This is a genomic window from Draconibacterium sediminis (assembly GCF_000949475.1).
In the GTDB taxonomy this organism is placed as follows: domain Bacteria; phylum Bacteroidota; class Bacteroidia; order Bacteroidales; family Prolixibacteraceae; genus Draconibacterium; species Draconibacterium sediminis.
Genome location: NZ_JRHC01000002.1, coordinates 110,383 through 135,720 on the forward strand (window position 1 = coordinate 110,383; position 25,338 = coordinate 135,720).

Consider the following 25,338-nt stretch of genomic DNA (forward strand, 5'->3'; position numbering starts at 1 on the left):
TCCAACAAACCACAACATTCGTATAGGGCATTTATTTTCAATTCCCTTTTTGCACTGTAAAATGAATGTCACCGGAGTAATTTGTTAAAGTGACCTGAATTTTCCATGCTCCCGGATTCCCGGAATCAGTTACAAAACTTCCATTATCATCGATTCTGTTGGAGTAGACTTCCGTGTTATTTGAGTCAAAAACTTTAAGTGTCACGGTTCCATTTTGCAAATTCGTTGATTGCCATATTTTTGCCACACCTGATGTATTGCTCCAGGTGTATTCCAGAACTTTGGTAACATTTACCATATTGGTAACCTGGAACGAGAAATTATCCACTTTATTAATGATCGTTGGCTCATTGACAAGTCCATCGTCCTTTGAACAGGACGAAAAAATAGCTAAGCTTAGCAGTAAAAAAGCGGTAAGTTTTAGTGAATTTTTCATTTTTATTGAATTTAAATTTTTGTTAGATTTTAATATGGTATTTTGTGCCGTTTTTAAATTTTGTTTAGATAAAGAGGAAGCCTCTACTTCCTCTTTTTAACGAATAATTTATGCAACGATGAAACGACCCTATGCACCTAATTAATGAATGCGTATACAGAAAAGTTAATCCTAGGTACGTAAGATTGTTTCTTTATTCTAAATTCCAGTTTTTGTCGAAAGTGTTATCCAGATTTTGTTTATCATCCGGCAATGTCTCATTTTTTTCAAAAAAGAGATATGCAATATGCCTCGTAATCTTATTTTTGGAATGAGGAAGCGTTATCCGCTTCCTCTTTTGTTCCATCAGGAACAAATCTATTTGTATATACCTCATTGATTGATTTCAACTTCCTTTGCCAAATCCAGTCCATCGGATACGATATCGAAAATATCAGAATTGTAATTCTCACTGATAACTATGACCCCGTTTACTTTCGATGCAGAGGACAATTGTTCATTTGTTACCGCTGCAAACCAAGCCGAAGGATCGATGGTAACTTGTGCCAGCGCACTTTCGTTTGTTGAAAAGGTTATTTTCCCCTGTTTTTCAACTTCGAAGTTTTCTCCGGAATTAAATTCAAAAAGCACGTCGTGGCTTGTCCCGCTTAAATCTATATAAGTCCCGTTTAATCGAATGGCGGGTTCCGGCCCATTATCCTGAAGTTCTATTTCCACTTCCACCTGGTCGTACGTCCCGGCAGGAATTTCGGCGTAAGAAATGTCCGGTGTTGTTTTACCTGTTGCAAAGTCAATTTTTGTATTCATCTCCACTTGGAAATCAATCCCTACAGAATCATTTTGTGTCTGAGCCTGGAATTCAACTCTTCTAAGAATTATAGTTCCGGAAGCAAATGATAACGATTTTGATTGACTTGTTGATTTTAATACAAAGGGTGTAGTAATCGTATTAAATTTCAGATCGATCTTTGGTTCGGTTAAAGAATCATCGTTGCTACAACTAGCAAAAATAATTGCGAAGAACAGTAAAACTGATAATTGTTTTAATTTAAATCTTTTCATAATTTTCAATTTTTGTTAATCCATATTCATTCTGTATTTATTCTAATCTTGAGAAATATAAATTTTTATTCCTATCCTCTTCATCACCTTGGGCTATCAATTTAACTCCCTGACTTCCAGCTTCGATAATCTCCCAATCTTCATTTAGCCAATCCAAGGATTCGTCATCTGTATCAAATTCAATTTCAATAATGTTTTCTAGTTCTTCAATATACAGTTTCCATTCACCGGGAATACTCTCCTGGCTATGCTCTGCTTTCAAGGTATAATTGGGGTAAAAAACAAATGTATACCCCATAAATGCTGATGTTTTATCTGAAGCATCAGAATAAAGTGATACAATCCAGGCATTTGACGTTAATAATTCCGCAAAAGGATAGTCTTCTTCATTAAATTCTATCACATCATCTTCATCACAACCATCACTTAATACTGATATCATTTCCTTCAATTCAGTATTGTTGTTTACTCTAATCGTATCCTCATTGTAAAATAACAATTGGATTGGATATAGCATTTCAATAATAATATCATCTTCCAAATCGTCAAATAAGTTGTATAACTCCGAATCATTTTTAACTACTACGTTTTCATGCTTTTGAAAAGTGATATTATAGGTCATCAATTCAATAGGGAAAATAAAATCAACACATTCTATATCATCATCTTCCAGTTCATCAAATTGTTCCCTTAATTCTTCCAACTCATCTTCATCATTCAAAATAATTTCTGTGTAATCATGCAGAATAATTGTAATAGGAAAAATGATTTCTATGTCATCGTGATACTCATAATAGTCATACTTTAATTTGTTAATATCTGCATCTGAATTAATAGTAAAAACCTGGTCATTAATTTCTACCTCGTACGGAAATTTTATGCTAAATCCGCTACACTTATCGATAAAATTATCGATAGATCCATCTTTAAGAACGACATTATGGATTAGTCTGGCAAGCGTATCATTTGCGCTAATTACTTCTTCTTCACCAGGTTCTGTTATTTCAATATATTCTTTCTGGCAACCAAAAGCAATTAGTGTAACCATCAGAACCAACCAATATAAATTTATAGATTTCATATTGTATTTCATGTTTACAAGAATTAAACAGTTCATCAAAAAAATGTCCTACCTCCGATTCAATTTTTTTTTTGTAACCTTGTGTTTTCGTCTTTTAAATACGTTAACATTAATAATGACCAAGAGCGATCGAAATAAGAATGTATGCCATGAAAAAGTGTTTAATGAGCTTTTCAAATCACTTTCGAAGGATTTGTATAATTTTCTTTATTACAAATATGGCGAAAATAACAATCCTGAGGATGTTGTTCAGGTTGCTTTTGAAAAACTTTGGAAGAATTGTAAAATGGTTGTGCCGGATAAAGCAAAATCTTTTATCTATACAGTTGCAAACAATGAAATGCTGAATTCAATTTCACGCAAGAAAACAGCGCTCAATTATAGCATTCAAAAGCCCAAAGATCATTCCATCGAATCTCCTGAATATTTATTAGAAGAGAAAGAATATCACGAACGACTAAAGAAAGCCATTGAAGAATTAACAGAAGAACAACGCGTCACATTTTTACTGAATAGGGTTGATGGGAAAAAACATCAGGAAATTGCAGATTTGCTTGGTATCTCTAAAAAAACAGTAGAAAAGCGAATATATACTACATTAAAAATACTTCGAAAAAAAGTTGAAACCGATAAAATTTGACAATACAGGTAGGATTTTAAGACTTGAACCTGTTATAATAATGGAATTCGAATGCAATGAATAAGGAAGAAAAAATAAGGAAATGGCTTGCCGGAGAACTATCGGAAACTGAAAAGAATAAATTTGAACTCAGTTCAGAATTTGTAGAAATTAAAAGGTTACTAGAGGCAGTTAAATCTTTTAAAGCGCCTGATTACGGCATTGACACTGAACTTAACAAGTTATCGAAAAACATTTTCCACCAGCAAAAAACTATTAATTTTTACAAAAAAATTAGCCCTTTGTTAAAAATTGCGGCAATATTAATTTTTGTTATTGGCACAAGCCTTTTTTCGTATAAATACTTTTCCAAAATCAATATTAAAGGCGAATGGTTTGCAGAACAAGGCGAAGTGTATTTGCCGGATTCATCGCTAGTAATACTTAATTCCGGGTCTAGATTAAGATATTCTATAGATAATTGGGCGAATGAACGCAATGTTCAACTAGAAGGCGAAGCGTTTTTTAAAGTAAAAAAAGGCTCACTTTTTAATGTTTCAACAGAAAATGGAACGGTAGAAGTTTTGGGAACAGAATTCGATGTTAAGGATTGGGGAAGTTATTATGAAGTTACTTGTTACACTGGTTTGGTTAAGGTTAATACAAGTGAAAAATCGGTACTATTAAAACCCAATTCGGTATTTAGAAATATTGGTGAAAATGATACGGAATATACAATTTCAAATCAATCTGAACCGACATGGCTTAAAGGGGAAAGTACTTTTAAAAGTGTTCCTTTAGTTTATGTTTTCGAGGAACTGGAAAGACAATATGAAACTTCTGTTAAGACAATAAATGTTGACCTCAACCAATTATTTACCGGAAGTTTCTCTCACGATAATTTAGAACTCTCAATTGAAGCAATTACCATTCCGATAAATTTAGATTACAAGATTAAAAAGAACAAAAATATTATAACCGTTGAAGATAAATAAAGTCTTCATATTAAGTTTACTTATGCTGGTTTTATTGCGTGGAAATTGCTTTGCTCAAGATACCGGAAAAATAACATTGGATAAGTATCTTAAAATTCTTGAGACCAAATACAATGTAGCTTTTAACTATGCGGATAAGAATATAAAGAATGTTTATGTGGCAGCCCCCAAAGACGATGTTTTAAGTCTTGAGCAGCACATAGAAATTCTTGAAGAAGAAACTGACCTGGCATTTAACATATTATCATCAAAGTATATTGCAATCACTAAAACAAATCAGATTCTAGAAATTAAGGGAACCATTATCGATAAGGAATCCCAACGAATAATTGATGGGGCTATTATCTATTCTAAAAAGACCTATGTAGTAAGTGATAGTTCCGGTAAATTTTCATTTGTAGCAAACATGGCAGAAGATTCGCTGTTAACTATACGGTATACCGGATATAAAACTCAGTTACACCAAATAAACATAGAATTAAGTGATGCCGTATTCGAAATGATTCCTGATGTGCAAGAGTTGGAAGAGGTTGTGATTAATTATATTGTCAAAGGTATCGATAAGTTATTGGATGGTTCTGTTCAGTTAAATGTTAAAAACATTGAAACTTTGCCGGGACTTATTGATGCTGATGTATTACATACAATTCAACTCTTTCCCGGAGTAAAAAGTATCAATGAAACAGTATCGGATATTAATATTCGTGGAGGCACCAACGACCAGAATTTGGTACTCTGGGATGGGATAAAGATGTATCAAACCGGACATTTTTTTGGGCTTATATCTGCCTTCAACTCCCATCTTATTAGTAAAACAACGATTATAAACAACGGGACGAGTGCTAAATATGGGGAAGGTGTTTCGGGTATCATTGACATGCAACAACATGATTACCTGGCGAATAAATCTGAATTTAGTGCAGGAATAAATTTGATTAGTACCGATGCCCTTGTGAAATTACCAGTTAATAACAAATTGTCCCTCCTTATGGGGGCCAGAAGATCTATCAACGATATCATAACCACTCCGACATACAATAACTATTACGACCGTGCATTTGGCCATTCTGAAGCATCAAGTAACCATTTTAACGGCTTGGGACCAGATAAGTATCATACATTCTTATTTTATGATCTGAGTGCAAGCTTACTCTACAATATTTCTGAAAAGGACAAGATGAAAGTTAGTTTCTTGAATATTCGTAATAACATTGCGTTTGAGGAAAACAATTTAATTAGGGATACTTTAAAAAATAAAATAAGCAATTTAAGTCAATGGAGTTATGCGACAAATGTAAAGTATTCTCGTTATTGGAGTGATAAACATACTACTTTATTATCAGTGTATTTATCTAATTACAATCTAGATGGATTTAATGCCGACATAGTAAATGAACAACACCACTCACAAAAGAATGAGGTGCTTGATTGGGGTATTAAATTACACTCTCACTTAAGTTTAAACGAAAATCTTAATATTGTAAATGGTTACAACTTTAATGAAATTGGTGTACGTAATTTTGATAACATAAATAAACCAAATTACACCCGAGACATTAAAGACGTGCTTAGAGTTCATGCTATATACAGCGAAGCAGAATTCAAAAAATTATTTGAACGAATTTATTTTCGATTTGGTTTACGCGCTAACTATTTCAATAAATTTGACAGATTATTGTTGGAACCAAGGGTGGCTTTAAATTTTAGATTAATGGATAACATTTCATTAATTTTGTTAGCTGAAAGCAAGAGCCAGTTTACCACTCAAACAATTGATTATCAGACAGACTTTCTGGGTATTGAAAAAAGAAGATGGGTATTATCAAATAACAAAAGTGTTCCGGTTGTAAAAAGTCATCAGTATTCACTCGGAATCAATTACAACAAAAAGGACCTTCTTATCACTTTTGAGGCTTATAATAAAAATGTTAATGGCATTATATCACCCAGCCAGGGGTTTCAAAATCAATTCGAATATATATATGCTCTGGGGGAATATGACACCAAAGGATTAGAAACCTTAATTAATAAACGATTTGCAAACTGGAACTCATGGATTAATTATTCAATCTCCAGGAATGATTATACGTTTCCCGATTTTGCTCCTTCTGTCTTTCCTCATAATTTAGATATTCAACACGCTTTGTCACTTGGTTGCAACTATGGTCTGAAACATTTTGACATTTCCACCGGATTACATTGGCGATCAGGTAAACCCTTTACTAAACTCCAATCAGAACTGGCAAGCGTGAAAAATGAAATTGTATACCAAGATCCGAATAGTTCTCGAACCGATGAATTTATGAGATTTGATATTTCTACAAAATATAAATTCAATATTGGTAAAATTAATGGGGAGATTGGAGCATCTATCTGGAATATTTTAAATAGAAAAAACACCATTAATATCTACTACCAGGTAAATGGACTTGGAGAAATTAGAATGATTAGCCAGAATGCCTTGAAAACTACGCCAAATGTTAGTGTGAGATTTTTGTTATAGATTTTGTTCCTATTTCGGGTTAAAATAACAATAAGGGATTCAATTTTAATTAATCAAATTACCCTATTTCTTTTGAAATGATTTATCCCTTTTAAGTCATTGTTTGTAACAAGGCGCTGAGATTCCAGGTAATGTTGGACACTTGAGTAAATTTCAAATGTCCAATAATTTAGAATTATGGAAAAGGAATTCAAAAAACGAGTAAATAACACTCTTCAACATCGACGCAAATTACTTGTACTAAAACTCATGTAGCAAGAGAAAAATATCTTTAAGGCTTGTAAAAAATTGAGATACTAAGATCAACCTATTATGAATGGAAATCCCGCCACAAAAATATGGAGTCAAGCACTATTTTCGGATTAAAGAGGATCGGGCATATCAACTAAGAGTGGGATGTGATATTGTAAATAAAATCCATTAAATAAGAAAGGAATTTCCAATAGGACCAATACTGATTAAGTGGCTCCTGGAAAGATATTTCAACATCGAAGTTTCGGACTCAAGTGTCTATCGCATCTTCGCAAAATATGGTATAACCCGATTAGAGGATACAGCATCCGGAAGAACAGCACTTACGAAACGGGACAACAAAACTTCGCCATGGCATCATGTCCAAAATGGATGTTAAGTTTTTAATCTTCAAAGCTGATAATGGCGAGAAAACCAAGCGTTACCAATTTACAACAATTGATGTTGCCATAAGAATAAGGGCCTTGAAGATCTGTGAAAAAGATCACGAAAAGAGTGCCATTGATTTTGTTAACTATGAGATTGAGCGTTTCCCGGTTGAAATACATACCATCCGAACGGACCGTGTTTGTGAGTTCCAGACTAAACTTCATTGCGCATAGAAGACCATGGAATGAGGCGCGTATTAATAAAGCCAGGATCTCCACAGTTGAAAGGCAACATTGAACGCTCACATCGCACCGAAGAGGATGAATTTTACCAACTGTTATCTCTTAAGGATGATGTTGATTTTGGGAAAAATTTAGAAACCTGGGAGAAATTTAAAACTATCACTCACCACATTCAGCCCATGATGGAAAACGCCATATGAACAATTAAAAAGCCAATTGAGTTATTGATAATTTTCTCAGTGTGATGCTAAAAGTAAACAACATTGCAACAGACCATTAAAATAATTATGATCTATGAAAAGTGTCTCTTAACTTTAACAAAGAATTGTCCAATGAAATCTGCCATAAAATACAAATACAATAATCCCATTGTCCCCAGAAGATTGAATTCCAAATCGGGAGAAACCAATTTGAATCCATGCAAACCAATGATAGCGCCGCTAATGAGTAAACCAACAATTGATGGAATACGAATTCTTTCGAAAAAAACCGGCCCAATGAGCAAAATTACCAGAACCAAGGTAATAATTACAACCGGCTCATTAAATGGCAACTGGATTAAGGCATGAAACATAGTCAGTTATTTTTATCTCCCGAAATATTATCAGAAGGGTTATGCTCGGTTGAATTATTTTGAACAACATCAAAAGGTATTTCTTCTGATCCAACCGTTTCTATTCTGCGTTTTTTGAAACCATCGAGCAGGTTTGGTTTTAAACTAATCATTATTACCAATAAGGAGCAGATAACAATACTGAAAAGTACGATGGAATACCCCAGGTCGATTATTATCTCTCCATGAGCCAGCCCCCTTTGTAACGGCAGAGAAGCTAACACTGCCGGAACCAATCCCTTAGGTGTCATAACCGCCATTATTGTTTTTTCAGGTTTGGTAATATTTTTACCGGTAAGATAAACGACACCCGGAATACGAAAAGCAATTATTAACAAAACGATTAGAAATCCTGTTGCATAAATTGCAGGTACACCAAACTGCAGTGAGATACCCACATAAACAAAGAAATAAGTCTGCATGATAAATACTACCTCAGCAAAAAAATCTCTTTCATTCGGATTAAATCCCGAACTTTTGAACGTAAAAACCTTCCTGAATTTTTTATATTCAACCAGTCCGTCAATATTACCCAAAATAATTTCAAAAGATAAAACGGCGATGCCCCCGTTTAATCCCAATAACTCAACAACGCCACACAGAACAAAAACAAAGGCAAGGGTGGTGAACATCGAATTTTTCACGCTTCTTATTTTTCCAATAAAAATTGACCATAAGAACCCACTCAATAAACCCAGGATTACGGCAAAAACAAAGGCCTTCCACATCTTTAAAAGAATCATTTGGGGTGACACAACATTCTCGGCCATTCCATCAAGCAGGGCGAGACCAACTACCAGGCAAAGTACATCGCTTAGCGCCGATTCGAGTATTAAAACGGATGTACTTTTTTCACCCATCTTTAACTGCCTCACCATTGGAATGACTACTGCTGACGAGGTTCCTCCAACGATAGCTCCGATAAATACAGAACTCATAACATCAACACCCAATAGCCAGCGTGAAACCCAGGAAGTAAGCAGAATTGTTATAATAAAGTTTAGCAGGGTTAATACCGTAGCAGAGCCAATGGCTTTTTTTATTTCTCTGAAGTGGAGGCCAGCGCCACTTTCAAACAAAATTACAACAAGTGTAATTGTAGTGAAAACATTGCCAAGTTTACCAAAAAAGTCGATGGTGACAATTCCACTTACCGGTCCGATAATTATACCAATTAAAAGTAGCAGAAGAACATTGGGGATTTTTGTTTTATCGAAAAGTTGATTGAAAACGTGCGATAAAAAAATAAGTACTCCCAAAATTATTATAGTGATGTATAAATTCATCCTTAGTTTTTAATAAAATAGTTTAGTGAAAAATACTGTTATTTTATTGATAAGAACCAGCGCCAGAGTCAAAATTGTAAGTCATAAAAACTGTCTTTATATAATCTTTATACATCCCAGCCTAGTTTTTATAAAATATTGATATCGTAACTAGTTCCTTTGTATTAGTAACAGTAACAGATTAAACTATGTCTTCTTTTTGGAATACGGTGGGTATAATCATACTGATAATTGCCTTTGTTTATGTACTATCTGTGGCAGTAACAACATTGGTAAAATTTATGAAAAACGATGATGATTAAAGAAACTCAGAATTTAGGCTAAAAAAAGTGAGTGGAGTTCTTAAATCAAAATATGTATAGAGGATTGTATGGACAAGATTATAAACTTCAGGTTAACTTCGAAAATACTTAGCAGAAATGTATTCATCGTTTCTCTGTCAATTTTAGTTTGTTCCTTTATCGCTTTAATTTATTCTGAGCCGGTATTTCCATTTTTAGTTTCCTTTTTAATATCGCTTACGGTAGCTGCTATATTGTTTCTGATATCAAAGCAGGAAAAAAATAGTGCTGAATTAAACCGTAAAGATGCCTATTTTGCAGTAACAAGTTCATGGATTTTAATGACTCTATTGGGGAGTCTTCCTTATTTAATTTCAGGAAGTATTCCAGTATTTGTCGATGCTTTGTTCGAATCAGTATCCGGTTTTACAACTACCGGATCCTCCATTTTAACTGATATTGAAGCACTTCCTAAATCCATTCTATTCTGGCGAAGTTTAACCCACTGGATTGGGGGAATCGGCATTATTGTATTGGTAATACTTATAATGCCAACCTTACAAATTGGCGGCTACCAGTTGTTTACAATGGAGTCGTCGTTGCAGGAAAAGATACATCCCAAAATAAAATCGGTAGGTCAACGTATTCTTGCCATTTACATGCTGCTTACGGCTGTCGAAGTTGTTCTCCTACTGCTGGGAAAAATGAATTTGTTTGACAGTGTTTGTCATGCGTTCGGCACCATCGCCACCGGAGGATTTTCTCCTAAAAATACCAGTATCACAGATTATTCGCCTTACATACAGTATGTAATAATGATATTCATGTTGCTGGCAGGAACCAATTTTGTGATTCATTATTACATATTGAAAAGAGAATTCAGAAAGGTAAAAGAGAACGAAGAGATGAGATTTTATTTTGCCGTTGTATCTATTGTTGGGCTAATCATCACTTTGGTTTTGTTTTTCAGGATGAACAAACCTTTTGAAGAAGCGTTTCGCGAAGCTTTTTTTCAGGTCATTTCAATTGTTACATGTACTGGTTTTGCTTCAGCTGATTATTTAAACTGGCCGGTATTTGCCTGGGTTCTTATATTCCTGATAATGTTTCTCGGAGGTAGTACCGGATCTACTGCCGGAGGAATAAAAATGGCCCGACATCTGGTATTATTAAAAAACATTCGACGAAATTTTCGTGAGTTTCTACACCCCCATGCCATTTTGCATTTGAGAATTAACGGTAGGCCGATAAATGATGAAACCAATAGAACCATCCTTTCCTTTATAAGCATCTATGTCATTGTTTTTGTTATCGGAAGCATTCTGATTGTAGCTACAGGAGTAGATATTAGAACGGCGAGCAGTTCGGTAGCAACCTGCATGGCTGGTATCGGTCCAGGAATTGGAACAGTTGGTCCGGCAAGTAATTTTGCTCATCTACCTGCGAACAGCAAAGTCCTCCTTTCTATTTTAATGATTATCGGCCGGCTTGAGATCTACACTGTGATTGTTTTGTTTACTAAAAAGTTCTGGGAACATTAACTTTAAAAAGATTATAAAATGCTAAAAATAAACATCTGTGGTTATAAATAAGAATATATGCGAGTAACTCTTCTAGCTTTCAAGGTGCTATTTCGGGATACACATACAATTGTCAAAAGTGACTTATTGTCAATTTTTATAATATCCTTATCACATTCCACGATTCTTTATAAAACATTTATAAAATCGTCCTCAACTTTGCTTTGTAGATTTTGTACGAATGAAACTTACAGCCTGGGATATTATAGGGATAATCGTTTTAGTATTGACATTTCTTGTCATCATTGGTAAAGCGTTGTGGCTTCTTATTAAATACTATATGCGCTTGAATAAGTAGAAGGTTTGTTAAAATGATAGATTCAGAGATTTAAACTAAAAACAATATCTTGTAAAAGTTAATTTATATACCGAAAAACGATACTAGAATAGCCATGCCCGATAAGTTTTTTACAAAATATCCGAATTCCACGCTGCTTTCAAAAAAAATAAAGCACTACCTTCTGGCTATAATTATTGTTAGCGTTACAGCTTTGCTTTGCATCCCGCTTTCAAATACCCAAAGCTATTATGTTGTTTCGTTTATTTTATTGTTTGTGGTTTCATTTCTGGCAACAATTAAGGGGATTGGCCCCGTGCTTGTGGCCGCCACCTTAAGTGCCCTGGTCTGGAATTTCTTTTTTATTCCGCCGCATTACACTTTTCATATCGAAAAAGCTGAGGATATTCTAATGTTCGGGATGTTTTTTATTATCGCTTTTCTTAACGGAATTCTAACCACCCGGGTAAGAAGGCAGGAGCAATTAGCAAGGGAGAGGGAAAAACGGACGAACGCCCTGTTTCAACTTACCAAAGAACTATCGAAAGCAAACGGAATTGAGGAGGCAACAAAGGTAGCCACCGACAATATTAAGCTCTATTTTAAACTGGAAGCCTACATTGTTTTACAGAACGGCGAAAATGTGCTTCAGCCTTTCAAACAAATAAAAGAAGACAAAACACTTAACGAACGGGAATACGAAATTGCAATGCACGCGTTTGAGAAGTTGGAAATGGCTGGACAATTCTCAGGTATTTCGTCTGCACATGAGAAAACATTTTATCCGATGAAAGGAACTCGTTTAAATCCTGGAGTTATTGTTGTAAAACAAAATGATGAACTGGACGAAGTTCAGAAAATATTATGGGATACCTTTTTAACCCAGATTTCCAATGCGCTGGAGCGCGAGTTTCTGGGAGAACTGGCGCAAAAAGTCCGTTTTTTGGATGAATCAGACCGGCTTTACAGAACGCTATTCAATTCCATCTCACATGAATTACGTATCCCGGTTTCTACAATCATGGGAGCTTCTGATACAATAATCAGTTCGAATAGTTCAAAAGATGTTCAATCTGAATTATGTCATGAAATTTTCACGGCCTCGCTCCGATTAAACAGGCTAATTGAGAATTTGCTAAATATGTCGCGTTTGGAAAGTGGACATTTTTCCGTGAGGCTCGATTGGTACGATATGAACGACCTGATCAATAAAATAACCAAAGATTTGTCGGAAGAATTAAGTGCTTATCATTTTAAGGTTGTAATCGATGATGAAATGCCCCTTGTGAGAATAGACTTTGGTTTGATTGAACAAGTGCTATATAACCTGCTTATAAATTCTACTCAATATGCACCGGATTCAACTGAAATAGCGCTTTCTGCAAAGCATGAAAATGAAAACCTGATTATTGAAATAACAGATGAAGGACCGGGATTCCCGGAAACTGAGCTCAAAAACGTTTTTATGAAATTTTTTAAAGTTAACAGCCGGAAAGCAGGTGGACTGGGTTTGGGACTATCCATCGTAAAGGGATTTATAGAGGCGCATAACGGAACAATTGATGTTTCAAACCGAGAGAATGGTGGAGCAAAATTTACCATCCAGATCCCATCAGAAAAACCGGAAATTAAAAAACAGGAAGATACGATTCATGAATGAAAATGAAAAAATACTAATCATTGACGATGAACTTCAGATTCGTCGTTTATTGGAAATTACACTTTCGGCCAGCGGTTACAAGATTATTCAGTCTGTAAACGGAAAGGAAGCACTTGTGGATGCTGCAACCCATAACCCTTCGCTTATTATTCTGGATTTGGGGCTTCCTGATATTGACGGACAGGATATTCTGAAAAAACTGAGAGAATGGTTCACGAAGCCAATAATTATTTTGTCAGTCCGGGATTCGGAAGACGAAATTATCAATGCCCTGGATAATGGAGCTAACGATTATTTAACCAAGCCTTTCCGATCCGGAGAGTTGTTGGCAAGAATCAGAGCCGCTATTCGGTCAATTGAAAATACTTCAGATACGGCAACTTTGAGCTTCGAATCGATAACGATAGATTTGCAAAGCCATACCGTAAAGAAGAACAACGAATTGTTGAAACTTACCGCAACCGAGTTTTCAATTCTGAGCCTATTGGCCAAAAATAGAGGAAGGGTACTTACCCATCAATACATTTTAAAAGAGATCTGGGGGCATGGTTATTCCAATCAAACCCAATATTTAAGAGTATTTGTAGCACAACTTCGAAAGAAAATCGAGGATAACCCCTCAAAACCAACCTTGCTGATTACAGAATCAGGAATTGGCTATCGTTTTGCAGAATAATCAATAAATAATAATCCTGTGAATAAAACCATACCAAAATATGAAGCGGTAATTGACTTTGATCAAACGAAAGTTAAAGAGGCAGTTAATAAATTTATTGAGTTAAATCAAAACAGTGATTTTCATGTTAAAAGCAGGAATGATCATGCAGGAATTTATGTACTTAGTCTATTAAAGAATAATTTTTGGAATGGTTGTTCGGAAGGGAATATAACTATTTCGGTGCAAGAGTATGAAAAAACGAAAGTAAAACTCGTTGTTGATATTGACAATACGGGCATGAACGATCCGGAAAATTATAATGACCTTGTTGAAGCGCAAAGTCAATTACTTCATGCATTATTTAATATTTTATCAGGAAATCTGGAGCAAAAAATAGTGGTGATCCCAATGGGAAAAGGATGTCTTGGAATGTTTTTAGTTTTAATTATAGGAATTGGTACTCTTTATTATTTCTTTTAGTAAAGACATTTAATTGTCGTAGATGGAATTGTTACTTTCCTCCATATCTTCAGAATGCAAATCCAAGTATGCACATCGATCCAAAATATTTTGACTCCCGAAAAGACTACTTGACAAATCAATTCGAGCATTTCCATCGAAAGATTCATAGTTAGCACAGTTCATCAACTTCCATTATCATTGTTGAGATTTTCAAAATAATGGAGTTTAAATGGAAACCTTAACTTTATTTGGTTCACGATCTATATAACTATGTTGTATTTTTCGCTCTATACCGGCTAGTTCAGCTTTTAGTTCTTTTAATTCATCTTCTTTTCTCCAGGCACTATTCACTACTTCGTCCAACACTGGAATATCTTTTCCAGCATTTTCTGCATATTTTTTATGGTTATCAATCAAATACGGAATCCGTTCCATGGCTTTCAAAAAGCTAGTGCTTGCCAACTTCGGATCTTTGGCAATATGACCGTTGTTGTGTGTATATTTTAATCCGTTCTCACCTCGAACGAAAAACCGGTTTTCTTTAAAATCAAAACCATCTTTCATACTGGCCTCCGTTTTTACCAGGATTGAAAAGCCATACAAACTCCCTATTCTTCGGAACTCATCATTGGTTCGAATAGTCTCACTAATTTCATTAAGTCTGGCTCCTATAAGTTTAGGACTCGAACCGTTCACTCCGTCAATTCTTATCGCATTCATGATATTTCCTGATTCATCCTTTTTGAGAGCACCACTAAATGCCGTCCAATCAGACTGCATTTTTGTAATTATCCCCTGATGTAATTCAATACTCTGATGAATATCTTCCAGTCGAAAACGAGCTGTTGATTTACTTCTGCTAAAAGCGTGTCGTTCGCTTTCCAATGCTGCGATACGTTTCTCCAATTTTGCTTTTTCCAACAAATCAGTATTCCCGGAAAGAATGGCCACATACTCTGAAAAGTTCATGCCTGACTTTTCATCAAGACTACCTTCATCAATAGTTCGTTTCCCCAGGTTATTGGTCTTCAATTGCTGAATAAAAAGTTGCTTATTGTGGAGCAAATTAAACTTGTAGGAGTCCAAACTCTTTTCAACAGCATAAATAATTACATCCACCTTATTATCGGCAACTAGCTTGGCTATTTCATTTCCTTTGCGGATTGCCCTACCCTCCCGCTGTTCCAAATCCGATGGTCGCCATGGAGAATCCAGATGATGCAGTGCCACTGCCCTTTTCTGTGCATTTACACCTGTTCCCAACATATCGGTCGATCCAAATAGTACACGAATTAGCCCCTCGTTCATCGCAGCAATTAGGTTTTTTCTGGCTTTCTCGGATTTTGCTTCCTGGATAAAACGTATTTCGTGTGCCGGGATATGGTAATCTTCAACAAGTTTTCTTTTTATCTCGCTGTAAGGTGTCCATTCTCCGGGTTTATAGGTTCCTAGATCGGAAAAAACAAACTGTGTTCCTTTATATTCGTCAAACTTTTTGTAGTAGGCATGTATCTGCGATGCACAATGCGATGCTTTATTATCAATGTGATCATCATAATGCGGGCTGATCATCCGCATATCCAGAGACATTTTCCGGGCATAATTAGTGGCAATCAACATTTTTGCCTTTTCTTCTCTTTCCGATAAAGGTGGTCTGCCTAATAAGGTTGCATCACCATTTTTTGCAAAAGCTACCAGTTTTTTAATAAACTCTTCCTGTTGTGGAGTTGGCGGTATATTGTACAGTATTTCATTCTTTTCCGGCCGGTCAATTCCGATGTCTTTTGCTGTTCGGTAATCGGTAATTTCGTTGTAAAATGCTGCGAGTTCCGGAACTTTAATAAAATACCTGAATCGTTCTTTTTGAACTATTTCATTAGTTACCGAAAATTCATAATCAGTCGTCTTTTTTGCATACACCGCGGCCCATGCATCAAAAGTTTTTATCTGCTGGCGTTCCAATTCTTTTGGACGCAGGTATTTAAACAGCAAAAACAATTCCGTCAATGAATTTGAGATGGTCGTTCCAGACAAAAAAGTTGCTCCCAGATCTTTACCTGTTCGTTCCTGTATGGTTCGAATTGCAAACAGCATATTCAGCGCACGCTGGCTTCCCTGTGGGGTTCCCATGCCTGCCACCCGATCGTGACGTGTATTAAACATCAGATTTTTAAACCGGTGACTTTCGTCTAAGAACAGATGATCTATGCCCATCATCTTAAAATCAACGACATTGTCTTTTCTGTTTTCAATATTGTGGGCGATGGTTTTTAATTTTACTTCAAGGTTTTGTTGACGTTTTAATAATCCCTTTAACATTCCCCGTGAGACTTCGCCTCCTTGTATTTTTACCACCTCAAGGTTTTCTTCAACACTATCCAACTCTGCCTGCAGAATTTGCTTTTGTACTTCAGGGGATTGCGGTATCATTCCGAATTGGTCGTGGGTAAGAATAATAGCGTCCCAGGAATTGTTTTTAATGTCGTTAAAAATCTTGACTCGTTTTGACGGTGTAAAATCCTGTTTTCCCGGATAAAGCAATTTTGCATAGGGATATGCAGTCCGAAAGGTTTGTGCGATTTCGTGAATATTGGCTTTTAAACCGACAATCAAAGGTTTATTGGCCAGTTTCAGGCGTTTCATTTCATAAGCACCGCAACACATTATTAATGTTTTCCCGGCTCCTACTTCATGATCACAAATACCGCCTCCGTTTTGTTTCAACATCCAAACGGCATCTTTCTGGCTGTTATACAAACCTTCTATACCCAGTGCTTTTAAATCGAGATTTGGAAAAATTTGGTGCGAACCATCGTAATTTGGCCGCACATAACAGTTAAAAGTATTGTTATATAAATCGCTCAAATCCTGTTTAAACTCCAATTTCTGTTCGTCTAGCCAGACTGTAAATCCATTTCTTATTTCGTCAATCTTACTGTTGGCTAGCTGAATGGCTTCGCTGTCTTTAACTTTTACTTCTTTGTCGCCAACCATTATACGTTTAGTAATATTAGGAGTAGTATTCACTAAAGCATGTTTTAACAGGGCAATTCCATCGTAGGTGCGACTCTGCGATCTTACGGCATACTTTTCGTAGATATTGGCGTTTGTAAACTGGTTTTTTACCGAAAATTCATCTACCGATGGCGAATAATGAATATCAACCACTGTTTTAAACAAGTGGCTGGCGTACTGTCCATAAATGTGTACCGGTATCCAACGTTCACCAAAATTGAAATCAAGTTCATCAAAGGCAATAGGTTTTGGAATTGCATTTTGCAATACTTTAAGCGACTCCTGCGAGGCTTCATCATTGGGGTGATTTTTCAGATATTCTTCTATCTTTTGTGCTTTTTCAACAACATTCCCGGCAACAAAACGGTCTGCAACTTCATAGTTTTTTATAAGCGGGTTGTAATAAATCCGCCCATGCAGCTCGCCAACCAGTTCCTCTCTGCTCTTCCCATCCAGCAGGGATAACATATATTCGGTTTGTACTTCTCCGAATTTATTTAATGAAGCGGCCAGGGCTTCTTCCGGTGTGTCCACCTGGTCCAGTTCATGGGCATTAAAAGCAACAGGCTGTGTGAAAATATCTGCTTTGACTAATTCGCCATTCACCCCACGTTCCAATGCCAAAACCTCGTTGGCTAACGGATCCATTTTTATTAACCCAAGATTTTTAGGATCGTTTAACTGACCGTAATTCCTTACAAACTCATCGTAATGTTTGTTAAGCAATTGACGGCTGCCTTTATCTTCCTGTTGCGTATCGGCTTCAATTTGATAAAGCTTTTGATAGACATCCCTTAGCTGAATAAATAAAAATGCTTTGGTTTCCTGCTGAGAACTTAAATGCAGTCGTTTAAAAGTTCCCCCACTTTCATTCCATTCCTTCAAGTAACCTAACTGATTATTGTCTTTTAACAACGAACCTTTTTTATAATGTGCCCGTAACTCTCCAGAATAATTTCTTTCGTTTGGCAGCGTGGGGATTTTGTTATTTTTTATCGTTCCATTTACTTTTCCGGGGGGATTAAACAGGTTTAATTGTTTGCTTTTTGTTTTTGGCTGTTTGCGCCTTCTGATATTATTTGTTTGGGTACGTTCTTCCTTACTGAAACCAAAAAGATCATATAGATTTTGAGGGACTTGTTCTTTCGATGATTCTCTGGTTGGACTATTCTTTGAAAAACCAACTGCAATTTTGTTAGTATTCTCTTTATGGAATAATTCAAGATCCAGTCTTGTCCTTAAGTCGGATTCCAACATCTTTTTCAGATCGGATGCAATTCCGGGAATTCCGCCTTCATGGATAAATACCTGCGCCGGTTTTCCGTACAGATCTGTAGCGATATATCCTTTGGTATGAACGATCCGCTGGAGAACGTTGAAATAAGTATTATTATAAACTCCACTGGAATATTTTTCACTTTGTACAAAAGCCTTTTCTTGTTGAGTTTGTTTTCTTTTTTGATTGTCTTTTTGCAGGATTACCAGATCGCTTCCAACTTCTGTTCCTGCATAATCTTTAAAAAGATTGTTGGGCAAACGGATGGCAGAAATCAGATGTGTATTCTCCATTAAGCGCCTGCGAATCGGTTCGTTTTTGGGTGAGTTCATTACTCCCTGCGATGTTATAAAAGCCAGTACTCCTCCATCTTTTATAGCATCAACTCCTTTCAGAAAAAAGTAGTTATGAATACTTCTGCTTGCCTGTTGTTTAACCCTGTCGGGGCTTTTTAAATAGGAAATATCAAACGCGGCCACGTCTCCAAAGGGGATATTGGAGGAAACCACATCAAAATAATTATTGTACGTGCTTTCAATTTCCTCAAAACCTTTGGTTTGTATTTTATCATTAGGATAGAGTTGGCTCAGAATTTTTCCTGTTAGCAAATCTTTTTCAAATCCTATTGTTGTTTGAAACTCGTTTTGTTTTTTGAATGCGGAGATAAATTCGCCTAAACCGGCTGAAGGATCAAGGAAACGGGAGACTTCAAGTTGGTTGTTTTTAAATGCTTCTGATATTGTATTAACAATTTCAGGAGGAGTATAAAAAGCGCTTAGGATGGAATTTTTCAGACTATTTGTGTATAGCTTGTATTGTTGCGCTGTTTTTGAGTTTCTCTTTAAAACATCATGTAATTCCATAACCGCTGGAAACAATCCCACTTCGGAATCAGGCCACCGGGCAATATCCGACAGATTTTCCATCGGATTAAGAATACATTTTAAAGCCCCGAAACCGGAATATTGTTTCAGAGCTTTTGTTTCTTCTGCCGTCGGCTTCCGATTTTCTTTCTCCAATCGAAAGCAAAGCTTAATGGCTTCAATATTTGCAAGCAGGTGCTGTTCTTTATTAAAGCTCATGTTCTTCCAGCCAGATTTCGATAGCTCCTGTTAGCTCGGTGTACAAATCGTTGAACTCAGAGCTAAAAGCAAACTCATCATTTAGCCTGTATTTTTCAAAAACCGGAACTACTTCCGGCAAAAACCGAACGGCAAACTCTTTGGCTTCTTCCAATGGGATTATTCCCGGAAACTCATTCCAGATAATGGTTACAAGCGTATCGTGTTTTGAAAAGTGAAGCCCTTTGTACAATTCTTTATGTGCCAGTTCTTCTGCTTCCTGATGATTGTGCCCGTTTTTAACAGCCTGCGAGTAGCATTCTGCGGCAAGATCACTACGGGTATTCAGAAGATCGTTATCGTCTGTTAACTCAGGATGACTTTCGTATAAAAAGTGAAGTAATGACAACTTAAACCATGAGAGTTCTTTAGGTGTTGTTTTCATGACTTTGAAATTTGAATTTTAAAATGTTTTGAAATGAAGAGGGAAAAACAAGCGTCCGGAGTTTATCCGAACGCTCTGATAAAAAGGGATTACTATTGATTTGAGTTTTACATGGAGTGCGATTTGGCCCGGTTTCGTTTTGTGGTTTGCTGACGTTCTGACGGATTCACCTGATCCTTTTTCAGCGGTTCTTTTACGTCTTTGGTCGCCTCATTGGTTTTTCCTTCAGAATTAACCGCTACCTGGGTTTTGCTCTTGTTATCTGGAATTACTTCTGCTCCTTTGGTTTGGGCTTTATCTGGATTCCATTTGTAAAAATCCAGCTTACCTTTTTCGTCGTTGACCTTTATGTAAGCGTTAAACTCTTCGCCTTTTTTGTCTTTCATTCCGGCAACATAGATGGTTTCCCGCTTTTCCAGTTTCTGTTGCTGGTCCTCAGTTAGTTCCTTTCCAAGAAGAGAATTGGGAATACGCACCTGTTTTTGTTCGTTTTGTGTTTGACCTTGCTGCTGCTGATTATCAAATCGGAAACCTATACCTCGTTTATCGGCATCGATTTGCAGGTGCGCATTAAACTCTTTTCCGCTACGGGCGGTCATTCCTTCCACATAAATTGAGCGTCCTTCGGCCAAAACTTTCTTTTGGTTTTCATCGAGCTTTACGCCTTTTATTTCATCGGGAATTTTTATTTTATCGGCTCGTGCGGCAACAAGTTCGTTGGTGAGTTTATCGATAGATAAAAATACCGGTGTGCTCTCTCCCTCTTTGTACTGTGGATGCAAAATTCTTCCGGCATTTCCGGTTTTCATCAGGTTTTGTTTATCCTCGTCGGTTAAGGTGACGCCAAAATATGGACGGTCGAGTTCGGGATTGTTGCGAACCGCATGAACAGCCAGTTTAAAATCTCCTTTTTCGTCCTGACGAAAGGCCAGCCGGGCATCGGTACGGATGTTCAGGTGATCGGTTTTAATGGTGATCGGAATCAAACCTGGCGACTTCTGGTAGTTTAACATGGGCTCAAGATTTTTCGTGTTTTTCAGAAAATCTTTTGAGACACCCAGCATTTCCAATTGTGACCAGTCAACTTTGTTCTCGTCTATCAGATTGGGCCGTTTCTCCTGTGTTTGTTCTTTCGAAAAGTCACCGGGTTTTACCTCATGCTTTTCCAGCATCTCTTTGTTGGACGAGGTATCCGGTTTCTTTAACATCTTTTCCAGAACAGTTGCTGTCTTCTCAACCAGGTTGGCAGGTACTTTGTAAAACTGAAAATCGGTGGGATTTTTATACTGTCGGTTAAAATTGGTAAAGAAATTCTCCAGCGGATTGCTGTGCCTGTCGATTTTTAAGAAACCACCTGCATTGACTTGTTTGGGAGCCTCTGTTTTTAGTTGGCCTTTTGCATCAAAACCACTTACGGCTTTTAGTTTTGCTTCGTTTTTTTCTTTAACCAGTAATACTTCCTGGTCATTGTTTTTTTGTTCCATGATACATTTCCTTTAATGATTTAAAAGCGAATGTATCGTTGATTGGGCTCAATACTATTGGGCTGGCTGTATTTGGCTTTGATTGGGTTGAGGTGGCGTAATTCGTCTATTTATTTTATCGAGTGAAATGCAAATTATTTTGCCAATCGATTTTAGAATGGAAGCAAATGGAAGTGTCGGGAAAACGTCGGGGAAAATTCTGAATTAAGTATTTAGAAACTATCCTCCAAACCATTGTCAGAAATAAAATAAGCGTAAATATCTTTGCGCTTTAGCAGCGACAAAAACATATTTTTATCGCCACCTATTACAAGTTTGCCAATTTTAACTCCGCAATAATACACATCTTCGCCATCGTGTTTAAAACTCTGAACACGTTCTATATTATCGTAGTCTCTGGCAGTTGGCTCACGATCTAACAGCTTTTCCAGTAAATCGAATACCAACATATTTTGGGCTTCGGAAAAGCGACTGGCTATATGCGCCTTGGTAAAAGGCTTGATGTTTTTTAAAACTACTTCACGGCGTAGTTGTGGAATTTTGTTTTTGGGTTGATACATGATGCTATTTTTTGTATTCCTGTACAGCTTACATTTTTACTAATTCTTGTAAATCATCCTTATAATGTCCGCAACAATATGATATTAGATATGTAACCACGTAAAAATCCGCAATCGGAGTACCACCGATCCCCGCACTGTAATATGCTTTTGTTTACTACTGGCTTTTTATTTCAATTTTAGTTTCATCATTATGTCGGTCTGTTCATCATCTCCAAGTTTGAAGATGTGTTTGTCAAATGCTACAAATCCATTTTTTTCATAGAATCGGATTGCTCTTGGGTTTTGTTCCCAAACTCCCAGCCAAACATATTCCACATTTTTTACTTTAGCTAATTCAATCGCTTTTTCGTAAAGGATTTGTCCGACTTTTTTCCCGTGAAATTTCTTTAGTACGTATATACGTTCTATTTCGAGTGCGTTTTTGTCCTTTATTTCGGTTTGTGATTGTCCAACGTTTACTTTTAAATATCCGATTGTTTTTTTGTCAAGTTGGGCAAAGTAAAATTCAGCGTTTGGGTCAGTCAGTTCTGCTGTTAGTTTTTCAGTCGAAAATCCGTTTTCCAGATATTCTTTCATATTGTCTTCACTGTTTTCGGAAGAAAAAGTCTCGGCAAAAGTCAATTTTCCTATTTCTTTTAATTTCTCAATATCTTGAATATTTACTTTTCTAATTTGCATCTATTTTTCTGTTTTTTAAGCTTGCTGCTATCCGCTGGGAGATGTTGTCTGGGCGGATCTTGGAAAGCATTCCTGTTCGAAGGATATGGAACTACGATGTGAGAATCCAGCGTACGACACCACACGCCCCTGGCAATGAAATTTACAACTTCGTTATGGCTAGCTTTTATTCATAATTTTCTTTAATAAATCTCCAATTGAAAATATTCATATTTATCCAGTTGTCCTGTAATTCTTTGAGTGATGTATTTTTATCTACTACCAGTCCAGTTTGCATTGAATAAATTATTAAATCACTTTTATATCTACTAAACGGTTTTATGTTCTCAAGTCTTGGAAGCTTGCCTGAAGAATAATTTTCTCTACGAATGTCTGGGTGTTCGTGACTGTACTTCTCACGTATAGAATTATTTTCATCAAGTCTTGAAAATGCAGTACAGATACTATATGATATAATAACATTAAAAACATCCTGAATTGTCGACTCATTATTTATTTCAGTTATTAGTAAATCTCCAATGACTTTTACAGGAATAGAGTGTTCAATGTGTACTCCGTTTGACATATGTTTAGCAACTTTCCGTCCATCTCGATCCTCCGGTTTAATGGATAGAAAATTAAATGTTCTGTAAACCGCACCACTACATAATCCTAATTGTCTTGTATTTCCTTTTGCCATCCAACCATAATAATCATGAAATTTCCTAATTCTGTCATGTATGTCAGTTCTATCCTTTGATATTTTATAGTCATTAATCAATTTAAAAATCTGAATGCTTAGATTGTATGGATTTAATTTTGGATTTTGTCTTTTCCTTATTTTTTCTTCAATTTTCTGTAATGAACTTTTTAGTTCAGTTTTATAGAAATTTAAGTAATCAGGATCTTCCATACTATCTTCGATTTATTCATTCAAATTGCCCATAACATTAAAATGAGCAGCAGGGAATTTCAAAGCGATTTAGTAAAAAGCTGTTTAGTAGCAAAAGCCCCACTTTATCTATTTACTATATTTTGAAATAAACTTTTCTTTTTTAAATCTCTTCACAATAAAACCATTCCAAATTTTTATTGATTCAAGAACCATATAAACATAACTATCACCGAAATCAAAAAACAAATGTGCACTAGTATAGTTCCATCTTTTATGTTGATACTTCCATTCAAGTAGAAAATAATCATCTTCAGCACTAACTAAATGACTGTTATGGAAATAGTATTTATTATAAAGGTAACTATAATATTCATCTTCCTCGTTCTTAATTTTTTCAGCCTCAAAATAATTTCCAATATTCCTCAGCTCCTTTATTCTCTTATTTAGGTTGGGTTGCCAGAATAGATACACTGCATCATAGATTCCATTTAGAATATTCTCATGAAGTTTTATATTGTCTATATAGGGTTGTAAATTAACAATCCAAATCAGCTTATTGTAATATTGTTCTCTTGAATTTATTTCCTCTAATGTAATTGGTGAATTTTGAATTTCAATTACAACATCTTGTTTTGCGTTATAAATATCTGCAATATGTTTTTCTCCTGAATCTAAGTCCTTCATAACGACTTCCTGAAAGTTTGAAGGGAATTGATTTTTCCATGAACGATGCCACTCAGTCTCTAATTCACTCCAACTATCGCACACTTGTAGACTTTTATGTTTCCAGTGGTTAACTTTAATTTTTCCACAATGCGCTATCGTATCTTTTCCACAACAAATACATTTTCCAAGCTCGCCAGATTTTTGAGCTTCTCTTTTTTTACCGTCTACAATTGCGTATTTCATTACACATCTCTATTTGCACACAAGAAGTGAGCATCATCACCAATTAATGTAATTTTCATTATCTCAATGCTAAAGGTAATTTTATTCCTCTTAATCGGGAGGATAACAATACTTATTATGGTTACTGTGTTTTTGTTAATGGCGGGTTTAGCCCCAAGACCTTACCACACGCGGCTTTCTAAGTGCAATGCAATTTCCTCATTGCTATAACTCCTTGATTACAGGCTTCCTGCAGCCGTGTAATTGGCCAGCAAACTTGTTGGCTCGCGTGTTGCAGCGCTGCAAATGGCAAAAAATTTAGTTTAGACCCCTCCTGCAACCGTGTAACATGCCTGCAAATTTGTTTAGCCCCCACATGCAGCGGTGTATCTACGATTAATTTTTGTGGGCCCCACCTCGCAGCATTGCAACAGGCAAAAAATTATCCTGAGACCCCCTATGCAGTTTTGCAGCAGGCAAAAAATTTTCTTTAGACCCCCTATGCAGTTTTGCAGCGGGGGTAAAATTCTTGTGTGACCAGAGTAGCACAACTGCAGTGAACAAACAAACTATGTGGTGTATTGTCCGTATTTTTGTGGTGGGTTAAACTCGAAATAGAATTCGTAAGTGCTGAAATACTTTTGATAACAATATCCCATGCCCCGGCATTTCTTAAAT

General features: G+C 36.1%; 21 protein-coding genes. 9 read left to right on the plus strand and 12 right to left on the minus strand.

Features of this window, described 5'->3' with window-relative positions:
- Positions 1-37: 37 nt before the first annotated feature.
- The 3 genes from LH29_RS10400 to LH29_RS10415 all read right to left on the minus strand — a co-directional run bounded on the left by LH29_RS10400 (position 38) and on the right by LH29_RS10415 (position 2,591).
- Positions 38-436 carry a hypothetical protein gene (locus LH29_RS10400; protein WP_045029357.1) on the minus strand — a complete coding sequence of 133 codons (399 nt, stop codon included), beginning with the start codon at positions 434-436 and terminating at the stop codon, positions 38-40.
- 372 nt (positions 437-808) lie between these two features.
- A complete protein-coding gene (locus LH29_RS10410; RefSeq protein WP_045029360.1) occupies positions 809-1,498 on the minus strand; it encodes a hypothetical protein in 690 nt (229 codons plus the stop codon).
- Between the two features lie 37 nt (positions 1,499-1,535).
- A complete protein-coding gene (locus LH29_RS10415) occupies positions 1,536-2,591 on the minus strand; it encodes a hypothetical protein (RefSeq protein ID WP_157493662.1) in 1,056 nt (351 codons plus the stop codon).
- A 103-nt stretch (positions 2,592-2,694) separates the two neighbouring features.
- Between LH29_RS10415 and LH29_RS10420 the strand changes: the two genes are divergently transcribed.
- The 5 genes from LH29_RS10420 to LH29_RS10440 all read left to right on the plus strand — a co-directional run bounded on the left by LH29_RS10420 (position 2,695) and on the right by LH29_RS10440 (position 7,759).
- Complete coding sequence (locus LH29_RS10420) at positions 2,695-3,219, plus strand: RNA polymerase sigma factor (protein ID WP_045030191.1); 525 nt, start codon at positions 2,695-2,697, stop codon at positions 3,217-3,219.
- Between the two features lie 56 nt (positions 3,220-3,275).
- A complete protein-coding gene (locus LH29_RS10425; protein ID WP_045029366.1) occupies positions 3,276-4,193 on the plus strand; it encodes a FecR family protein in 918 nt (305 codons plus the stop codon).
- Positions 4,180-6,696: a TonB-dependent receptor gene (locus tag LH29_RS10430; RefSeq protein ID WP_052670773.1), complete on the plus strand. Its 2,517-nt coding sequence runs from the start codon at positions 4,180-4,182 to the stop codon at positions 6,694-6,696. The genes LH29_RS10425 and LH29_RS10430 overlap by 14 nt, the downstream gene beginning before the upstream one ends.
- A 611-nt stretch (positions 6,697-7,307) precedes the next feature.
- Positions 7,308-7,550, plus strand: coding sequence for a hypothetical protein (locus LH29_RS24290; protein WP_157493663.1), 243 nt, complete (start codon positions 7,308-7,310; stop codon positions 7,548-7,550).
- A gap of 11 nt (positions 7,551-7,561) precedes the next feature.
- Entirely contained in the window at positions 7,562-7,759 is a 198-nt protein-coding gene (locus tag LH29_RS10440; RefSeq protein WP_082063577.1) for a hypothetical protein, read from the plus strand.
- Between the two features lie 92 nt (positions 7,760-7,851).
- On the opposite strand, the gene LH29_RS25110 is transcribed toward LH29_RS10440, so the two are convergent.
- Both LH29_RS25110 and LH29_RS10450 read right to left on the minus strand, forming a co-directional pair.
- Positions 7,852-8,133 carry a cation:proton antiporter domain-containing protein gene (locus LH29_RS25110; RefSeq protein ID WP_045029368.1) on the minus strand — a complete coding sequence of 94 codons (282 nt, stop codon included), beginning with the start codon at positions 8,131-8,133 and terminating at the stop codon, positions 7,852-7,854.
- A gap of 2 nt (positions 8,134-8,135) precedes the next feature.
- Entirely contained in the window at positions 8,136-9,458 is a 1,323-nt protein-coding gene (locus tag LH29_RS10450) for a cation:proton antiporter (RefSeq protein ID WP_045029370.1), read from the minus strand.
- Between the two features lie 370 nt (positions 9,459-9,828).
- Here LH29_RS10450 and LH29_RS10455 point away from each other — a divergent pair, with 370 nt between their 5' ends.
- The 4 genes from LH29_RS10455 (at position 9,829) to LH29_RS10470 (ending at position 14,394) form a co-directional block, all read left to right on the plus strand.
- Positions 9,829-11,280, plus strand: coding sequence for a TrkH family potassium uptake protein (locus LH29_RS10455; RefSeq protein ID WP_045029372.1), 1,452 nt, complete (start codon positions 9,829-9,831; stop codon positions 11,278-11,280).
- Positions 11,281-11,711: 431 nt separating this feature from the next.
- A complete protein-coding gene (locus tag LH29_RS10460) occupies positions 11,712-13,256 on the plus strand; it encodes a DUF4118 domain-containing protein (protein ID WP_052670776.1) in 1,545 nt (514 codons plus the stop codon).
- The gene (locus tag LH29_RS10465) at positions 13,249-13,932 is read left to right on the plus strand and encodes a response regulator (RefSeq protein WP_045029374.1); all 684 of its coding nucleotides are present in this window, start codon (positions 13,249-13,251) and stop codon (positions 13,930-13,932) included. Before LH29_RS10460 ends, LH29_RS10465 begins: the two co-directional genes overlap by 8 nt.
- A gap of 18 nt (positions 13,933-13,950) precedes the next feature.
- Positions 13,951-14,394, plus strand: coding sequence for a hypothetical protein (locus LH29_RS10470; protein WP_045029376.1), 444 nt, complete (start codon positions 13,951-13,953; stop codon positions 14,392-14,394).
- Positions 14,395-14,601: 207 nt separating this feature from the next.
- On the opposite strand, the gene LH29_RS10475 is transcribed toward LH29_RS10470, so the two are convergent.
- The 7 genes from LH29_RS10475 to LH29_RS23785 form a co-directional block, all read right to left on the minus strand.
- The gene (locus tag LH29_RS10475) at positions 14,602-19,749 is read right to left on the minus strand and encodes an N-6 DNA methylase (protein WP_052670778.1); all 5,148 of its coding nucleotides are present in this window, start codon (positions 19,747-19,749) and stop codon (positions 14,602-14,604) included.
- Entirely contained in the window at positions 19,739-20,173 is a 435-nt protein-coding gene (locus tag LH29_RS10480; protein ID WP_045029378.1) for a DUF1896 family protein, read from the minus strand. Before LH29_RS10480 ends, LH29_RS10475 begins: the two co-directional genes overlap by 11 nt.
- Before the next feature lie 107 nt (positions 20,174-20,280).
- Positions 20,281-21,657, minus strand: coding sequence for a DUF3945 domain-containing protein (locus tag LH29_RS10485; protein WP_045029380.1), 1,377 nt, complete (start codon positions 21,655-21,657; stop codon positions 20,281-20,283).
- Between the two features lie 212 nt (positions 21,658-21,869).
- Positions 21,870-22,217, minus strand: coding sequence for a hypothetical protein (locus LH29_RS10490; protein ID WP_045029382.1), 348 nt, complete (start codon positions 22,215-22,217; stop codon positions 21,870-21,872).
- A 168-nt stretch (positions 22,218-22,385) separates the two neighbouring features.
- On the minus strand, positions 22,386-22,898 hold the full coding sequence (locus tag LH29_RS10495; protein WP_045029385.1) for a GNAT family N-acetyltransferase: 513 nt from the start codon (positions 22,896-22,898) through the stop codon (positions 22,386-22,388).
- Positions 22,899-23,064: 166 nt separating this feature from the next.
- Entirely contained in the window at positions 23,065-23,790 is a 726-nt protein-coding gene (locus LH29_RS10500) for a hypothetical protein (RefSeq protein ID WP_045029388.1), read from the minus strand.
- A gap of 108 nt (positions 23,791-23,898) precedes the next feature.
- Complete coding sequence (locus tag LH29_RS23785) at positions 23,899-24,681, minus strand: competence protein CoiA (RefSeq protein ID WP_052670780.1); 783 nt, start codon at positions 24,679-24,681, stop codon at positions 23,899-23,901.
- Positions 24,682-25,338: the final 657 nt, after the last annotated feature.

Bases quoted from the DNA above. Each gene is read 5' to 3' on its own strand.
- LH29_RS10475 (WP_052670778.1), bottom strand. From the start codon at position 19,749: ATGAGCTTTAATAAAGAACAGCACCTGCTTGCAAATATTGAAGCCATT.
- LH29_RS10425 (WP_045029366.1), top strand. From the start codon at position 3,276: ATGAATAAGGAAGAAAAAATAAGGAAATGGCTTGCCGGAGAACTATCG.
- LH29_RS10480 (WP_045029378.1), bottom strand. From the start codon at position 20,173: ATGAAAACAACACCTAAAGAACTCTCATGGTTTAAGTTGTCATTACTT.
- LH29_RS10500 (WP_045029388.1), bottom strand. From the start codon at position 23,790: ATGGAAGATCCTGATTACTTAAATTTCTATAAAACTGAACTAAAAAGT.
- LH29_RS10465 (WP_045029374.1), top strand. From the start codon at position 13,249: ATGAATGAAAATGAAAAAATACTAATCATTGACGATGAACTTCAGATT.
- LH29_RS10410 (WP_045029360.1), bottom strand. From the start codon at position 1,498: ATGAAAAGATTTAAATTAAAACAATTATCAGTTTTACTGTTCTTCGCA.
- LH29_RS10420 (WP_045030191.1), top strand. From the start codon at position 2,695: ATGACCAAGAGCGATCGAAATAAGAATGTATGCCATGAAAAAGTGTTT.
- LH29_RS10490 (WP_045029382.1), bottom strand. From the start codon at position 22,217: ATGTATCAACCCAAAAACAAAATTCCACAACTACGCCGTGAAGTAGTT.
- LH29_RS10455 (WP_045029372.1), top strand. From the start codon at position 9,829: ATGGACAAGATTATAAACTTCAGGTTAACTTCGAAAATACTTAGCAGA.
- LH29_RS10400 (WP_045029357.1), bottom strand. From the start codon at position 436: ATGAAAAATTCACTAAAACTTACCGCTTTTTTACTGCTAAGCTTAGCT.
- LH29_RS24290 (WP_157493663.1), top strand. From the start codon at position 7,308: ATGTCCAAAATGGATGTTAAGTTTTTAATCTTCAAAGCTGATAATGGC.
- LH29_RS10415 (WP_157493662.1), bottom strand. From the start codon at position 2,591: ATGAAATACAATATGAAATCTATAAATTTATATTGGTTGGTTCTGATG.
- LH29_RS10450 (WP_045029370.1), bottom strand. From the start codon at position 9,458: ATGAATTTATACATCACTATAATAATTTTGGGAGTACTTATTTTTTTA.
- LH29_RS10495 (WP_045029385.1), bottom strand. From the start codon at position 22,898: ATGCAAATTAGAAAAGTAAATATTCAAGATATTGAGAAATTAAAAGAA.
- LH29_RS10440 (WP_082063577.1), top strand. From the start codon at position 7,562: ATGAGGCGCGTATTAATAAAGCCAGGATCTCCACAGTTGAAAGGCAAC.
- LH29_RS10460 (WP_052670776.1), top strand. From the start codon at position 11,712: ATGCCCGATAAGTTTTTTACAAAATATCCGAATTCCACGCTGCTTTCA.
- LH29_RS10485 (WP_045029380.1), bottom strand. From the start codon at position 21,657: ATGGAACAAAAAAACAATGACCAGGAAGTATTACTGGTTAAAGAAAAA.
- LH29_RS23785 (WP_052670780.1), bottom strand. From the start codon at position 24,681: ATGAAATACGCAATTGTAGACGGTAAAAAAAGAGAAGCTCAAAAATCT.
- LH29_RS25110 (WP_045029368.1), bottom strand. From the start codon at position 8,133: ATGTTTCATGCCTTAATCCAGTTGCCATTTAATGAGCCGGTTGTAATT.